9 protein-coding genes are annotated in these 16,406 nt (G+C 63.5%); 7 read left to right on the top strand and 2 right to left on the bottom strand.

Annotated features, from left to right (window positions below):
* Positions 1-216: 216 nt before the first annotated feature.
* Both ACOZ9V_RS17225 and ACOZ9V_RS17220 read left to right on the top strand, forming a co-directional pair.
* Positions 217-609 carry a hypothetical protein gene (locus ACOZ9V_RS17225; RefSeq protein ID WP_181272604.1) on the top strand — a complete coding sequence of 131 codons (393 nt, stop codon included), beginning with the start codon at positions 217-219 and terminating at the stop codon, positions 607-609.
* A gap of 158 nt (positions 610-767) precedes the next feature.
* Positions 768-1,649, top strand: coding sequence for a transposase (locus tag ACOZ9V_RS17220; RefSeq protein ID WP_434592065.1), 882 nt, complete (start codon positions 768-770; stop codon positions 1,647-1,649).
* Positions 1,650-1,919: 270 nt separating this feature from the next.
* Here ACOZ9V_RS17220 and ACOZ9V_RS17215 read toward each other — a convergent pair whose 3' ends face one another.
* Positions 1,920-3,065 carry an acyl-CoA dehydrogenase family protein gene (locus ACOZ9V_RS17215; protein WP_434592062.1) on the bottom strand — a complete coding sequence of 382 codons (1,146 nt, stop codon included), beginning with the start codon at positions 3,063-3,065 and terminating at the stop codon, positions 1,920-1,922.
* A 38-nt stretch (positions 3,066-3,103) separates the two neighbouring features.
* On the bottom strand, positions 3,104-4,297 hold the full coding sequence (locus tag ACOZ9V_RS17210; RefSeq protein ID WP_139909269.1) for an acyl-CoA dehydrogenase family protein: 1,194 nt from the start codon (positions 4,295-4,297) through the stop codon (positions 3,104-3,106).
* 2,100 nt (positions 4,298-6,397) lie between these two features.
* Between ACOZ9V_RS17210 and ACOZ9V_RS17205 the strand changes: the two genes are divergently transcribed.
* The 5 genes from ACOZ9V_RS17205 (at position 6,398) to ACOZ9V_RS17185 (ending at position 16,076) form a co-directional block, all read left to right on the top strand.
* Positions 6,398-7,147: a helix-turn-helix transcriptional regulator gene (locus tag ACOZ9V_RS17205; RefSeq protein ID WP_434595437.1), complete on the top strand. Its 750-nt coding sequence runs from the start codon at positions 6,398-6,400 to the stop codon at positions 7,145-7,147.
* Entirely contained in the window at positions 7,132-9,705 is a 2,574-nt protein-coding gene (locus ACOZ9V_RS17200; protein WP_434592059.1) for a LuxR C-terminal-related transcriptional regulator, read from the top strand. Before ACOZ9V_RS17205 ends, ACOZ9V_RS17200 begins: the two co-directional genes overlap by 16 nt.
* A 301-nt stretch (positions 9,706-10,006) precedes the next feature.
* On the top strand, positions 10,007-12,694 hold the full coding sequence (locus tag ACOZ9V_RS17195) for a helix-turn-helix transcriptional regulator (protein WP_434592056.1): 2,688 nt from the start codon (positions 10,007-10,009) through the stop codon (positions 12,692-12,694).
* Positions 12,695-12,993: 299 nt separating this feature from the next.
* Positions 12,994-14,877, top strand: a complete 1,884-nt coding sequence (locus tag ACOZ9V_RS17190; protein WP_434592053.1) for a polysaccharide biosynthesis protein — start codon at positions 12,994-12,996, stop codon at positions 14,875-14,877.
* Positions 14,874-16,076 carry a DegT/DnrJ/EryC1/StrS family aminotransferase gene (locus tag ACOZ9V_RS17185; protein WP_434592050.1) on the top strand — a complete coding sequence of 401 codons (1,203 nt, stop codon included), beginning with the start codon at positions 14,874-14,876 and terminating at the stop codon, positions 16,074-16,076. Before ACOZ9V_RS17190 ends, ACOZ9V_RS17185 begins: the two co-directional genes overlap by 4 nt.
* Positions 16,077-16,406: the final 330 nt, after the last annotated feature.

Here is a 16,406-nt window from a genome sequence, read left to right as displayed (position 1 = left end):
CCGGCAGCGCAGGCCTCGCAGCGGAGGACTTGGTCTCCCTGAGGAAATCCCGTCCTCCTCGTCCACAAGGCCGTGGTCTCGCCGAGGAGGCCCTGTCCTCCTTGCGCAGGTGCGGTTGTCGGCATTGTTGGGTCGATCCACGGTGTTATTCGCGCTCAGACCCTCTGTGTCAGGCTGGTTGTGAGCCACTCCGGATAAGAGAGGAACCGGAGCACCATGGCCATCACCCCTGGATACACTGTCGAAGAGATCCGAAACTTCGTCTACCAACACGAGAAGATCCCACACGGGTATAAGTCCCTGTGGTTAGCGGAGCAAGAGTTCAGCCGCCATCAATTCAGGAAATGGCGACTAGCGACATTCAACGGTGACCTCGACCGTGGCCTGATCCCACGGTCACGGGCAGGCAAAGTTCCCTACAACCCGAGGCAACTGATGCAATCATCAATCGAAGAAAACCAAGCCAAACGTATCGCCGAACTCGAAGAACGCAATGCTCAACTCGAGGCAGCGAACGAAGCCTTGGGAAAAGCTATCGGGCTCTTGCACGATCGGAACGCACAAGAGCCCGACGTAACCCCGACGACGCCGAAGCCGGGCAATTCCTGACCATCGAGAACTCCCTGGTCATCGATCTGACTGACGTTCTGTCCTCACAGCGGAAGGCATTGGCGCTGGTGGGCCTGGCCCGATCGGTGTGGCACTACCGGGTCAATCCTCGTCCCCGACTGTCTGACCCGATAGAGCAGAAGCAGCGGGAGTACTCGATGAGGATCGGTGCTGCCGACCGGCAGAGCATTGCGGACCGGATCCAGGCCGGTTGGCTGCAGGGTCGGTCAGTGGATGCGTCGTTTGCTTCAGCGTGGGACGAGGGTGTGATGTTGGCATCCAGGCGCACATGGTGGCGTGTTGCTGAGGCGATCGTGGATCAGTCGCAGAGGCCCCGGGTCCCGTCCCGGGGTGAGACGAGGACGCCCCGAGTAGCACCTGTGCTGGTGGCTACCCGGCCGGGGCAGGTGTGGAGTTGGGACATCACGGATGTGAAGTCGATCTGGAGTCGGGTGACGTACAAGGCATACTCGATCATCGATATCTTCTCCCGCAAGATCGTCGGTTACCGGGTCGAGTCCCGCGAAGTCGATGGTTTGGCTGTTGAGATGTTTGAGGCCGCGATCGCCGAGCACGGTGTGCCTGAGTTTGTGCATGCCGATTCGGGAGCGGCGATGAAGTCGAATGCGTTGAAGAACGCACTCGAGGCATACGGGGTGGAGTTATCGCATAACCGACCGTATGTGTCTAATGACAACCCGTATTCGGAATCGGAGTTTCGGACGATGAAGTATCGCCCGGACTATCCGAAGACGTTTGAATCACTCGAGGCGGCTAGAGCCCACATCGATGCCTATGTCGTCTGGTACAACACGGAGCACCGGCATTCAGGGATCGCGTTGTTCACCCCGAATCAGGTCCATGACGGGTCGTGGGAAGAAGCGTGGAACGCCCGGGTGAAGGCGAATAATGAGTATTACGCCAGGCATCCCGAGCGTTTCCATGCGCCACCGCAGGTGCCGAAGCCGGCCGGTGTGGTCGGTATCAATTACGAACCAGTACTAGTTGAAGTCCAAGAAATCACTGCTGAAGCAGCGTGAGTGACTCCAAACAGCTTGACACCCCGCGAGATCACCGTGGATCGCCCCAACAATCCAACTCTGTTGGAGTGCGGTGGACCGAGTCGCCGCCACGGAGGTTGCCGACCGGCATACAGAGACGAAGAAGCGCCGAGGCGGCACGACCAACGTCGTGTCGCCTCGGCGCTTCCGTGCTGCCGGGATCCGGCCGCCTCGGTGGGCGTTGATAGGCCCCGACGACGCAGCGCCGCACGCTCGGGGTCGAACGTGCGGCGCTGAAGTGCCGGTGCCTCAGCTGAGGTCGGCGGCGTGGGGTTCGATGAGTCCGCCGAGTTCGGCGAGCTCTGCGGTCAGCGAATCCGAGTCGTCGAACGTGCGGGTCATGACCGTCAGGCGCTTGGCGTAGTGACCGATAGGGTACTCCATGGTCATGCCGATGCCGCCGTGCATCTGGATCGACTCCTGGCTGATGTTGCGAGCAGCCCGGTCGACGATGATCTTCGCGGCGATGACGTCGCGGTGACGGTCCTTCTCAGCCCCGGGGACCTCGGAGGTCACGGCCAGGCGAGAGTACAGAGCCATGCTGCGCGCGTACTCGAGTTCGGCGTAGAGGTCGGCGGCGCGGTGCTGCAGAGCCTGGTTCGCACCGATCGGTGCACCGAACTGCTCGCGGGTCTTCAGGTACTCGGCAGTCATCGTCAGCGAGGCTTCGAGCGCACCGACGGCCTCAGCCATGATTGCGGCGTTGCCCAGGTCGAGGACTTCGGACAGCACGGCGTTGGCATCGGCGGCGTCGAGGCGCTGGGCGGCGACACCCTCGAGCTTGAGGTTCGCGCTGCCCAGACCATCGGCCTGGCGCTGAGCCACACGGCTCAGACCCTCGGCATCGGCGGCGACGAGGTAGAGGCCCAGTTCGCCGTTCTGCGTGGCGGTGACGACGAAGTGGTCGGCCACGTCCCCGCCGAGCACGTTGTTCTTCTCACCGGTGAGGGTGAAGCTGCCGTCTGCACCGGAGACCTGAGTCTGCGGAGCGTCGATCGCGTAGCGCAGTCCGGGCTCGAGTGCTGCGAGAGAGAGGAAGGTCTGGCCCTCTGCCACACCGGGCAGGATGGCCTGTTTCTGCTCCTCGCTGCCGCCGAGTAGAACGGCATTGGCACCGAGGACTGCGGTAGCCAGAAACGGTTCGAGGACGAGTGAGCGACCGAACGCCTCGGCGACCACGGCCACCTCGTTGAAGGTCATGTCCGCGCCGCCGTAGGACTCGGGAATCGCAAGTCCGAGCAGACCCATCTCGGCGAAGGCCTGCCACTTCTCGCGGGAGATGCCCTCGTCGCTGCGAAGGATCTCTTCGCGCTTGGCGATGTCGTACTCGCTGCGCAGGTACTTGTTCAGTGTGCTGGCGAGTTCTTGCTGAATGTCGTTGAGTTCAAGATCCATTGTTGTCCTTCTTGGGAGATCGAGTGAGCGTCGGTATCTCAGAGACCGAGCAGTGCCTTCGAGATGATTCCGCGCTGCACCTCGGACGAACCGCCGTAGATGGTGACCTTGCGGGTGTTGAAGTAGCCGGGCAGAGCATCGACAGCGCCGTTGGGCAGGTCGGACAGACCCTGGCCCTGCACGCGGTCGGAGACGAAGTCGAGACCCTGCGGACCGAGTACGTCGACGAGGAGTTCGGAGATGTCCTCCTGCAGCTGGGAGCCCTTGAGCTTGAGCACCGAGGAGCGTGGATCCGGCTTGTCGGACCCGGCGGCCTGGGTCGAGAGGATCCGCAGCTGGGTCATCTCGAGCGCGGTGAGTTCGGCTTCGATCTTCGTCAGACGAGCGGAGAACAGGGGGTCATCCAACAGAGTGCCGCGAGCGGTCTTCGTCACCGCGGCGTAGGCCTTGGCACGGGCGAGGTTGACCTTCGAACCGCCGATGCGGGCGATTCCGGTGCGCTCGTTGCCGAGCAGGAACTTCGCGTAGGTCCAGCCCTTGTTCTCTTCGCCGACGAGGTTTTCGACGGGGACCTCGACATTGTCGAAGAAGACTTCGTTGACCTCGTGTCCGCCGTCGATGAGCTGGATCGGACGGACGGTGACGCCGGGGGTCTTCATGTCGATGAGCAGGAAGGAGATGCCTGCCTGCTTCTTCACGTCAGGGTCGGTGCGCACGAGGTTGAAGATCCAGTCGCCGTACTGGCCCAGGGTCGTCCAGGTCTTCTGGCCGTTGACGATGTACTTGTCGCCCTGGCGCACCGCGGTGGTCTTGAGCGAGGCGAGGTCCGAGCCGGCGTTGGGTTCGGAGAATCCCTGCGACCACCAGATGTCGATGTTCGCGGTGGCGGGCAGGAAACGTTCCTTGATCTCCTGCGAGCCGAAGGTGGCGATGACGGGTCCGACCATGGACACGTTGAACGGCAGCGGCTGCGGAACGCAGGCCAGCTGCATCTCTTCGAGCCAGATGTGACGCTGCACGGGGGTCCAGTCTTGGCCGCCCCATTCGACCGGCCAGTTCGGCACGGCGTAGCCGTGCTGGTTGAGGATCCGCTGCGAGGTGACCATGTCTTCCTTGCTCAGCTCCTGGCCGGTGGCGACCTTGAAGCGGAGTTCCTCGGGGATCTCCGTGCGGTAGAACTGACGCATCTGCTGCGCGAACTCGCGCTCTTCTGCATTCAGTAGGGTGTCCATGCGAACTCCTTATAGATCGTTCAGTAACTTTCCTCCAATGGTACGGTTCGGTGTTCGGGCTCACAAGTGGGAGACGACGAAGACCCTCGCCGAGGCGGCCCTCCGGTGGGATCGGATGTTGATGTCACAATCGCCTAACTTTATTTCAGAGATGTATTACTACACCTATCCCAAGTGGTAATACTGATCCAGGAATTCCAATGGTGATTCCGAGACGTGAGCTTCTCCGGATTGAACCCCGCGCCGCTGGGCTCCGCATTCCCCGCTGTAGAAGATCCCCAGGGGTACGGAAAGCTGAGTGACGTGTCAGGCAGGACCACGCATATCCCCCCGGTCGCACCGTCGCGTCGGCTCTTCGGCTATGAGTCCGAGCTCTCGACGGTCGTCGGCGCGATCTCCGGGCAGGGGCATCTGGGCGCTCTCATCATCGGCGCGGCGGGCATCGGGAAGACCGCGCTGGTGAATGCTGCGCTCTCTCGTCTCGACCCCGATCTTGCGGTCACCCGCCTGCGCGGCTCGGAGAACGCGCGGGTCCGGAACCTCGGAATCTTCGAAATCCTGCTGTCGTGGGAGGGCATCGACACTGACCTTCCGCCCGGGCGTGCGCTGTCGGTGATCGGTGATCTGTTCGAGCGCAGAGCCGAAGGCGGTCGCTCTCTGGTCGTCGTCGATAATGCCGATCTCGTCGACGATCATTCCCTCGCAGTGTTGGCTCAGCTGACGGATGCACGCAGGATCAAACTCGTCATCGCCGCCGAATCGGCGCGTTCGCCGGTCGATCTCATCGCCGGGCTGTGGCTGTCGGGAAGCATTGTCAGGATCGATCTGGACGGTATCGACGAGGCGGATGCGGCTGCGATGATCAACAGCATCGGACTCTCGGAGACCGAGACGAGATCGGTCTCGGAGCTGACTGCACTCGCCCACGGCAATCCGCGGCTGCTCGAGAGGCTGCTGTTCGGGCGGAGCCGGACCAGCGGGGTCGAAACCGCGATCGCCCGGGTCGATCAGTCCAGCCGCGAGGTCATCGAAACCGTCGCTCTCATCGAAGCGGTGCCCTATGACGTGCTCGTCGGGTTCACCAGTCCACAGACGATCGACTCTTTGGCGGAGGACGGTCTGCTCTCGATTTCGAAGGGTCGAGGGGGAACGGTGAGCATGCACGAACCCGTCACGGCTGAGAACGTCCGAGCCATGGTCCGTCCCTCTCGCAGCCTCGAGCTGCTCACCCGATTCGATGCCGGAGCGGATCTTTCGGCACTTCACGGCAGGACGCTCTTCGGCTACGCCGCGTGGTCGATCTCCTTGGGCCGGGTGCCGACTCCCAAACAGGTTCTGGATGCCGCCGGTTGGGCAAACGCGCGGGGCAGATACCGCGAAGCCGCAGAGATCATCCGCACCAGCGGCTATCGCGGTCCCGAACTCGACCTCGAGCACGCCCGCAGCGAATGGGGAGCCGGTAGGCTCCGCCAGGCCCGGGAGATCGTCGACCCGCTTGTCTCCGAGGCGTGTCTGAATCCGGACACCTCAGCACAGGAGTATCTGTCCCGCCTCGCTTCGATGGAACTGAGGCTGATGGACCCAAGGAAGCCCGAGGATCTGCGGCTGGACTGGGTCCGGGACACGCTTTCGCTGCCGATCGACGTCGGTCGGCTCGATGCGACGCGCGCCAGGTTCGACCTCAAAGGAGGTCGTATCGCCGCTGCCTGTGCGCTGGCGGAGAGCGTCTATCTCAACCATGCGAGCTCGGTGCGCCACCGTCTGCGCGCGTGTGCGTTCCTCGGCGTGGCAGAAGTGATGTCCGGGCGGATCGAACTGGGACTGAGTTATATCGCGCAGGCCGGGCTGATGTTCGGACTTCCCGGGCCCGAATCGTTCGAACGGGAAGATGCCATCCCGCAGTTCTTCGTGGCGAATTTCATCGCCGGCAACTGGGCCCAGGCACGAACGGCAATGGATGAACTGACCTCCAGTCGGCGGCTGACCAGGCTGACGAACGCGCTCATCGACCTGCGCACCGGAAACGCGGCGAAAGCCCACTGCATCCTCGGCGAACTCAATCTCGGTGCCGACCCCTGCGACATCGTCGATATCGCTGGAATGGCCAGGTCGGCACTGTCTCTCTCCGCTGTGCTGACAGACCAGCGGACGGAGGTCGTCTCGATCGCTGTCGACGAGGAGGCCGAAGCCAGTCGGCATTCGTGGTGGGCTTCATTCGAAGCCAGACTCTTCCATCTGCAGGCACTGGCGCAGACGTCGCCGGAGCCGGCAGCCCCGCAACTCTATGAGCTCGGGGCCTGGGCAGAAGAACACGGTGCGCACACCCTTGCCTGCCTGGCCTGGCTCGAAGCCGGTCGACTCGGGTACGAACAGGCCATCGGTGGATTGTCCGCGTCGGCCGGCAGGGTCGACGGCTCCCTCGGTCGCCTGCTGCGCGCCGTGGCACATGCCTTCAGCACTGACGATCTGCAGGCGCTCATCACCGCGGCCCGTGAGGCGCTGATCTTCGGCGCGGTCGTGCTCTGCGCCCAGCTGTCCGGCGAGGCCCGAAAACGCGCCGTTGCCTCAGGCAATGCTGCCGCCACCAAGGAAGCCCGGATCCTGCTGGGCCGGAGCCGGCGCGTGCTCGACTTCGATGCCGACGGCAAACGGTTCCACGCGAATCTGGGCGAGCTCGAGCACTCGATCATCACGGGTATCGTCGAGGGTCGAACGAGCGCAGAGATCGGAGAAGAGCTGCACCTTTCGGCCCGAACCGTCGAATGGCACCTCGGACGTCTCTACCGCCGAGTGCATGTGGCCAATCGGCAGGAGCTGCGAGAGGTGGTGACGGAATGGCTGAAGAGCTGACCACATCATCGGGCGAGAGCATCCAGGACGGCACGACGATCTTCGGGCGCAAGGGCGAACTCGAACTGATTCGTCAGTCGCTGCGCTGCTCGGAATGCTCCGGCATCCTCATCGAAGGTGAGATCGGCGTCGGCAAGACCCTTCTGGCGAGAACAGCCTTCGAGGACGGAAACGACGGAATCTGGATCCGCGGGGACCGCGTGCACCAGAACACCGAGTTCGGCGTCTTCGGTCTGCTCATCGACCTCGACGGTGACCCGTCCACACTGCTGGGACGAATCGTGTCCCGGCTCACCTCGACTCGAAGCCTGCAGGCGGTCTTCGTCGACGATGCCCACCTGCTCGATTCCCGTTCGCAGGAGGTCCTGACCGACTTGGCCAGCGTAGGCTCGATCAGGCTCATCGCGATGTCGCTGTCCAACCCCGAGAGTGGGGTCATGCCGTTCTCGACTCTGGTCGAAGACCGTGTGCTCCAGCATCTCGTCCTCGGTCCTCTGCCGCGTGAGGACTATCGGTCGATGATCGAACACCGCCTCGGTCACATCGTGTCCCGAGCAGTGGTCGACATTGTCGACTTCCATTCGAAGCGCAATCCGGGAAAGCTCATCGAACTCCTCGAATACACCGCACGACGGTCGCGCTTCCTCCTGCGCCGAGGTGTGTGGATCCTCGACGGACATGACACCGACTATGATGCGCGTGCCCGCGACTACGCACGGATCGGTCTCGCCGACCACTCGCCGCAGGAGACGGAGGCCCTCGAGTTGGTCGTCCTCGCGGGGGAGGTGGAGCTGGCGACACTGCTCGAGGCGGGGCTCGGGGAAGCCGCGGATGCCCTCGTGGCCGCCGGTGAACTGAAGATCGACGCGCAGAGACCCCATATCTATGAGGCAGTGGAGAACCACACCTCGGACACGATCAGGTACACGACCCCGACCGGTCGGAGTCGAGAGTGGTTCGACTTCATCGACTCCAGCGGAGATGCACCTGCGGAGTGGTCGCAGGTGGTCAGGGCCGAGTGGGGACTGATCTGCGGAGCGGAAGTCGGCGAGTCGAGGACCATCGACGCCGCACTCATCGCCGCTCGCCTCGGAGACTGGCATCGGGCCATGCGGCTGATCGCGGAGATCCCGACGGAGAAGTTGAGCCCACACGAGCTGCTCTCGGTCGCTCTGCTCTATTGCGGCTGCAATAAGATTCCCCTCGGACTCGACATCTTGGCCCATGCGGTTCGCACCGCATGCTGTGCTCCGCTGGTCGTCGATGCGCTCGTGGTCTGGATGAACCGCTCTTCCGCCTCCATGTCTCCGGCCCTGCGGCTTGCGGACTTCCGCACCGCTCTCAATCGGCTGCACGAGGAAGGTGACGGACACCCCGGAAGGGGAGTGGACGCAGCGTTCGGACTCGAATTCCTCGACCGAGTCGCTGCCGTTGTGGCCGAAGAACGACCGATCACCGTGGACGTCTTCGACGGACTCACGCCCGAGAGCGGGGCCACGGGCAGCTTCCATCTGCTCGACACGATGCTGCACGCGACCGACATGCTCGACTCAGGATGCGCCTTGGAAGCACTCGCACTCCTCGAATCCGCTCAAGCCGATTTCAGCAACGAAAGCACAGGGTCACTTCACCTGACCATGCTGCAGGGGCGCACACTTCTGCAGCTGGGACGAATTGCTGAGGCGAGAGAGCTGATGACGACACTGTCGACGCATGACATTGCGTACCTGTCAGCCCGGTCCGGGCCGATCGACCTGCTGTGGGCGCAGACTCACCTGCTCGAGGGCAATCTGCCGGGGGCGATGAAGGCGCTTCGCGCCGCGATAGAATCGCTCACCTATTGGAACTTGGGCACGCAGCTGGCCATCGCATTGGGGGAGGCCGAATACGCGGTCTCTCGTGTCGGGACCGCTGCTGACGCCGACGAGCTGCACGCCCGCTTCGACGAGCTGCCCGTCACAGCCCTCTACCACGAATATCGTCGAGCCCTCGTTCTGCGAACCACCGCGCGGGCCATACGCACCGGTGAGACCCGGTACGAGCGCGAGCTGCGTCGGATGTTGGACGAAGCCGAAGCCGATGGGGCAGCGGCGATCGTCGTGCTCATCCGCCTGCACCTCTTCCTGCACTTCGACGAGATCGCACCTGAGGCGATGTGTGAAGCGGCCGCGCACGGAACCGGGCGTGAGTTCGTCATCGTCGGCCGCCTCGGCGCTGCACTGCGTGATCATGATCGTGCAGCCTTGACGTCTCTTGCGGAGGAATACGGAGCGTCTATGCCTGACCTGGCGGGTAAGTGCATCGCTCTGGCCGCGCGATTCGGAGCTGGTCAGAGCAACGGACCGGGCAGGCAGAACATAGGACTGACCGCCCGGGAGAAGCAGATCAGCGCGCTCATCGTCGCGGGCCGATCGAATGCGGAGATCGCGCTGGAACTGGGAGTGCGGGTGCGAACGGTCGAGGGCCACACTTACCGGCTGTTCCGCAAGCTCGGTGTCGAACGCAGGGACCAGGTCGCCGAGGCGATGCGGGATGCCGAAGGCCGACTGCGCGCCTGAGCGTGAGCCGAGTATCACCGACTGCGGGATTTCGGGCTCGGGTGAGTACTCACTGCGGTGCTCCGGTGGTGACCTGGTGGTGACTGAGTAGTGACCCGAAGGCGACTCCAGTATCGACCACCTGGTCCGAGACGGCTGCCGGCGAGCAGTATCTGAGTATGGACATCACGCCTCAGCCTCCTCAGTCTCCTCAGTCTCCTCATCGAACCGACCCCCGCGCCGTGCGAACGGCGGCGTCCGTCTCCGGGCCGGAAATCCTTCTCCGAACGAGTTCCCCGGACTCGACGACGGGAGGCGGATCATGCGTCAGGTGATTCGCCGCAAGGAAGTCGGCGAGCTCCGCTCCCTCCTCTTGCGGCACCGTGCCGCAGCCCTCACCGGCGGCTTCGGGTCCGGGCGGCGATCGATCCTGTCGGCACTCGAGTCGGAGTGGGATGGAACGGTGATCAGGATCGCATCGAGTCCGCTCGATGAGGACACGCCCTGGTCCGGGATAGGCGGTCTGCTCGCCGCAGTCGGCGCATCCGTGAACGGCCCCTCCGATCCGGCGGAGCTCGCCGATGATGAGATCGTGCCGAACATGATGACGGCTCTCCGATCGATTCCAGGAGACGAGGACACGCTCATCCTCGTGCCCAATGCCGACGAGATGGACATGGACTCGCAGCGGGTGCTCGGTCAGGCGCTGCGCCGGTTGAAGTCAGGACGTCTGCACATCGTCATCACGGTTCGGTCGATCGACGATGACGGTCCGTTCGCCTCGGTGCCGGAGATCGAACTTGCGGATCTCAGCATCGCCGAGCTCATCGAGCTCGCCCGGGACCTCGCCTTGGCCCGCTTCGGACACACGAGGATCGCCGAGGAGGCAGCCCAGGTCGCCGCCCATGCCGCCGCGGGTCGTCCCTTGGCGGTCAGCCACATCCTCGAGGAGATGGCACCCAGTGAGATGCGCGGGGAGATCGCGCTGTCGATCCCGGTCAGAGTGGGACCGGCCAGCCGGCCGATGATCGCCGACTATGTCGAAGGGCTGACGCCCAATGCCGAAGCGCTGCTCAGATGTCTGTCTCTGTCCCCACTGACACCGCTGCGGCCTCTGGCCAGGAGGCTGCCCGGATTCTGGGAAGCCGTCGACGAACTCGAATCGCGCGGGACGATCGAACGTCGAGGGGCCTTTCTGCGGATACCCCACGGATTCGTCCGTGCCATGGTGCAGCAGTCGATGGGGGCGAGCGAGAGACGCCGAACCCACCTCGTCCTGGCCGAAGACTGCGCCGACACGTGGCCGCAGGTCGAAGCCTGGCACGTCTCGTTCATCAACCCGGGTGAGGAGACCGCACAGCAGCTGGCGGCACACGCTCTCGGACTGGTGCGACGCGGACTCACCGCCGGAGGGGCCGAATTCGCCGAGCGGGCCATCCGGGTCTGCAACGATCTCGAGGAGCTGCGCGGTCAGCTGGTCGAAATCGCCGAGACGCTGTCCGATCACGGGCAATTCGCCTTCTCCCGCCGCTATGTGCAGATCGCCTCTCGGTCGAACCGGGCCGCGGTCGTGGTCCGCGCTCGGACTCTCGAAGTCCGCAATGTCTTCCTCGAGACGCAGACGCTGCCGTCCTCACTGTTCACGTCGTGGAGCAGGGTCGAATCGGAGCAGGCACCCACCGAAGTGGCGCGCCTGCAGCTGACGCTGGCGCTCTGCCATTGTGAACGAGGCGAATTCGCTCGAGCGCAGGAGCTTCTGGCACTTGCCGAAGCCGCCGATGAGCATTTTCGCGACAGCGAGGCACAGCTTGTCCATGCCGTTCGCATCCTGCTTGACGTCAACTGCGGAAAGGACGGGTCGGCGCTCGCCGGATTCGCGAGCCTGCAGGAACACCAGGATGCGATCAGGCCGAGCTTCGGACTCGCCGTCGCCCAGGGACTGGTGCTCACCGAGCATTATGAAGCCGCCTCGGCTGTGCTCGACCACATCGGTGAGACCTGTGCCGCGACCAAGGTCTGGAAGCGGCAGGTGGACTGTGTCCGTGCTGATCTGGAAATGCGCCTCGGCCGAGTCAGCCAGGCCGTCGACGTCATCGACAGGCTCATCGCGGAATCTGAGGCCGACAAGCGCAGAGGGCTCGTCGCCGTCCGGCAGGATCGGATCCTGCTGCTGCACGCCTGGAAGCTGCTGCTGACCGGACGCGCCGGTGAAGCGGGGCTCGTCGAGGAACAGGCCGCGGTCCGAGCTTCGGCGACGAACAACCACCGTCTGCTGGCCGAGCTGAATGCGCTCCAGGGCAGATACCTGCTGCGCACCGACTGCGCGGCCGAAGCGATCGGACACCTTCGGCGCTGCGAACAGCTGTCCGCGGACGAGACCAACCCGAACGTGCGTCGTTTCGAGGGCGACCTCATCGAAGCCTTGGTGGGTATCGGCAGAAGAGAGCATGCGACTCTTCTGCTTCAGAAGCTGCGTGACCGCGCGAAGGCATGCCCTTCTCGGTGGACCGATCTGTCCGTCAGCCGGAGTGAAGCGCTTCTGGCCGCCGGGGAGACTGCCACCGACCTGTTCGGGCGAGTGCTGCGGCAGTCCAGCACCTCAGAGTTCGTCTTCGAGAAGGCGGTCACTCATGCGGCGTTCGCCTCTCGCCTGACCGACAACGGTTCGAACCTGAGAGCACGTGAACAGAGACTCGCCGCTGCGGCGCTGTTTCGCGAAGTCGGGGCCGGTCGTCTCGCCGACCATCTCCGCACCGGGCAGATCGTCGAAGAGCCGAAGGTGCCGACGATGCCTGAGCTGCCGCGCCTCGGCGAACTCAGCGACGAGGAGCTCAAGGTCGTCGAACTGGTTCGTGCGGGAATGAAGAACCGGGAGATCTCCGAACGGATCTTCGTCTCCCTGCGCACCGTCGAACTCCGCCTCACCGCTGTCTATCGCAAGCTCGACGTCGGGTCTCGCACAGAGCTCGTATCCAGGCTCGCGGGCAACCCGCGTCTCGCCGCGGTCTGAATTCGCGTCCCTGCGGAGCGTGAGCCGCAGACGGTTCGCGCCGTCCGCGGCAGAACGCCCCGCGGAGACCCGCACCGCAGTCGCGGATGACCGCAGTCTCCCCTCCGCAAGCACCAGAACAGAGTCATCGCACTCATAGCGTGAAGTCGACGCATTCCGCAGTTGGAATCGCAGCATCGTCGGCTCTCACCGACGATGCCCGGCCGCCACAGTGACGGGGCCGGGAGAGTCGAACATGGGAGATCACGATGACTGTGTCAGAACATCCGAATCCACTCACCCGGGGGAGGGCCGGCGGTGTGGCTTCGCCACCTTCAGCGACTTCTGGATCGACGTGGCCGGCACGGCTGACAACGCGGATCTGGAAGGGCAAGGCCAGGTTCCAGCTCGTCCTCGATCTCGTCGCTTGGACGGCTGCCGGCCTGCTCGCCTCGACGGTCATGGGTTCAGGAGTCGTCAGCGGAGTCGAACTCGGTTCCGCGCTTGGGGCGGCAGTGCTTCTGCAAGTGCTCCTCGGCCTGCTCACCGGTCTCTATCGCAGTCGCTATCACTACGGAAGCTTCGCCGAATACGGCGGTATCGCCGTCATCGCCCTGATCGTTGCGTGCGGACTGATGGCCGTCACCTTGGGGGATTCGCCGTTCGTCCTGCTCACTGTCTTCTCCGCAGTCATCTTCATGACCGGCAGCCGTTACCTCATCCGCTGGTCCCACCAGATCGCGACCCGTCCGCTGCGGGGCGAGCGAGTACTCGTCGTCGGCGCCGGCGACGCGGCTGAATCCCTGATCCGCCAGATGCTCTCGAACCCTGACGGTGAATATCTGCCCGTCGGACTCATCGATGATGATCCGCACAAGCGCCATCTGAGTATCCACGGGGTCCGTGTCCGTGGGACGAGTGGGGACATCGCCGAGGCGGCCGGATGGCTGAATGCGGCTGGTGTCATCGTCGCGATCGCTGATTCCGACGCGGAATTCCTGCAGAAATGCCGCGAGTCCCTGGAGCCGACAGGGAAATGGCTGAGGACGATCCCGCCGTTGGCCGAGATGGTCAATCGCAAGGTCGAGATCGGCGATATCCGCGATATCAAGATCGAAGACCTCATCGGCCGTGCCCCGGTGCACACCGATCTGGCAGAGATCGCCAAGAAGGTGGCCGGCAAAAGGGTCCTCGTCACGGGAGCGGGTGGATCGATCGGCAGCGAACTCTGCCGACAGTTGTTCGCTCTCCATCCGGAGAGCCTCGTCATGCTCGATCGCGATGAGACGGCGCTGCACGGAGTCGAACTCACGCTCTACGGCTCGGCGCTGCTGATGTCGCCGAACACCGTGCTTGCCGACATCCGAGACCGGGCTGCACTTGATCATGTCTTCGCCGAGGCGAAGCCGCAGATCGTCTTCCACGCGGCGGCGCTCAAACATCTGCCGATGCTGCAGCGGTTCCCCGAGGAGGCGTGGAAGACGAATGTCCACGGCACCCTCAACGTCCTCGAAGCAGCACGCGCAGTCGGAGTCGAAACCTTCGTCAACATCTCGACGGACAAGGCCGCCGCACCGACGAGCGAGCTCGGCCGGAGCAAACGGATCGCCGAAAGACTCGTCAGCGGATTCGCAGCGAAGTCGCCAGGCACCTACCTCTCGGTTCGCTTCGGCAATGTTCTGGGCTCCCGCGGATCGGTGCTCCTGTCCTTCCAGGAACAGATCAGACAGGGCGGTCCGATCACGGTCACCGATCCGGAGGTCCGACGCTTCTTCATGACGATCCCGGAGGCATGCCAGCTGGTGCTGCAGGCGGCGACGATCGGCGAGGACGGCTACGTCATGGTTCTCGACATGGGTGAACCCGTGCGCATCGTCGACATCGCCCGGAGTCTGGTTGCGATGTCGAATCAGAATACCGAGATCGTCTATACCGGCCTGCGCGAGGGTGAGAAGCTCGACGAGGAGCTCTTCGGTGACTACGAAGGCACCGTCATCCGCATCCACGACAAGATCAGCCGTGTTGAGGCACCGGTTCTCTCACCCGTCGATCTCCCGGAATTCACGGCTGACCGCGGCATCATCGACACCTTCTGTGACCGCTCCTGTCGCCCTCATGCGGAAGTCGGCCGCCGGGAACCAGTCGGCGGAGCCGCTTACCTGCCGGCGCCGGTCAAGCTGGTGAAGGATGAGGTCAGGCCATGACGATTTCGGATGCAGTGCCGACGAAGCCTCTGATGGCAGCTCCGTCTCAGATCATCCCGGCTGCCAAACGGATTCTTCTGTCGGGACCTGACGTCGGAGATCTCGAAGAAGAATACCTGCTCCGTGCCTTCCGCAGCGGATGGATCGCTCCCATCGGCCCCGACCTCGAAGCCTTTGAGAAGGAACTGGCAGATAAGGCCGGAATCGCCTATGCGGTCGGACTGTCGTCTGGCACAGCCGCTCTGCATCTTGGTCTGCTGGGTCTCGGAGTGAAACCGGGAGACCGGGTGATCACGTCGACGATGACGTTCGCGGCGACGGCGAATGCCATCACCTACTGCGGGGCCGAACCCGTGTTCGTCGACTGTGTCTACGACGGGAACATGGATCCGATTCAGCTCCATCGGGCACTGAAAGACTCGATCGTGAGCGGAACGAAGCCTGCGGCAATCGTCCCGGTCGATCTGCTGGGTCGGCCTGCGGACTATGATCGGATTCTTCCGATCGCTGCCGAATTCGACGTCCCCGTCCTCGTCGATGCCGCGGAATCGCTGGGATCTCGCTTTCGCGGCCAAGCCTGCGGCAGCCTCGGCGAAGGCGCGGCAGTGTCCTTCAACGGAAACAAGATCATGACCACCTCGGGTGGGGGAGCGCTGCTCACGAATGATGAGCATTTGGCTGAGTACGCCAGGTATCTTTCGACTCAGGCCAGGGAGCCGGTGGCACATTATGAACACAGGGAGATCGGCTTCAACTACCGTCTGAGCAATCTGCTTGCTGCACTTGGGCGGGCGCAGCTGGCTCGACTCGATGGTCTGGTCGAACGACGACGGGAGATCCGCGAACGATATCGCGACTCGATCGTTGCAATGACTGACGGGATCACTCTCTTCGGTGACGACAACGAGCACCATGACAACGCCTGGCTGTCGGCGGTCCTCGTCGATGAGAGTCGTACGGGCTTCACTGCCGGTGAGCTCGGTGCATGGCTGGCCGAGCACGATATCGAGACGCGGCCGCTGTGGAACCCGATGCATCTGCAGCCGGTCTTCGCGGGAACTCAGATGTATGGAGGTGAGGTCTCCGAAGGCATTTTCAGCACGGGTCTGGCGTTGCCGAGCGGATCGACGATGAGTGATGACGATGTCGAGCGGGTCATCGCGGCCGTCGACGTGTTCCTCGACCGGCGAGCTCGTTGAGCCCCGCGATGAGTGTCGAACTGCCGAGCCAACAGTTCAACGCCCACTTCCTGTGTAGACGGCATAGCGAGAGTGGATATCCGCACTCCCTATGCGGGCCTCCGCAGGGCACGGACCGGAATGGGCCGGGCAGGAAATATCGAAGATAGCGTGAGTTCGAACTCGCCTCCGGGCTTCGAACACTGGGCGGGCAGTGCGGCGTCGTTCTGTGAGCCGCCGCAAGGGAATCGCGCGCTTCAGTTCGGATCTGTCGCACGGATTCCATGGTCAAGGAGGGTACAAGCATGGAGAACACCGATCGGGTGGAACCTGCGGTCGTGTATTTAAGTT

Source organism: Brevibacterium sp. 1718 (assembly GCF_051131255.1).
In the GTDB taxonomy this organism is placed as follows: domain Bacteria; phylum Actinomycetota; class Actinomycetes; order Actinomycetales; family Brevibacteriaceae; genus Brevibacterium; species Brevibacterium sediminis.
This window is presented reverse-complemented; position numbering and strand designations above follow the sequence as displayed.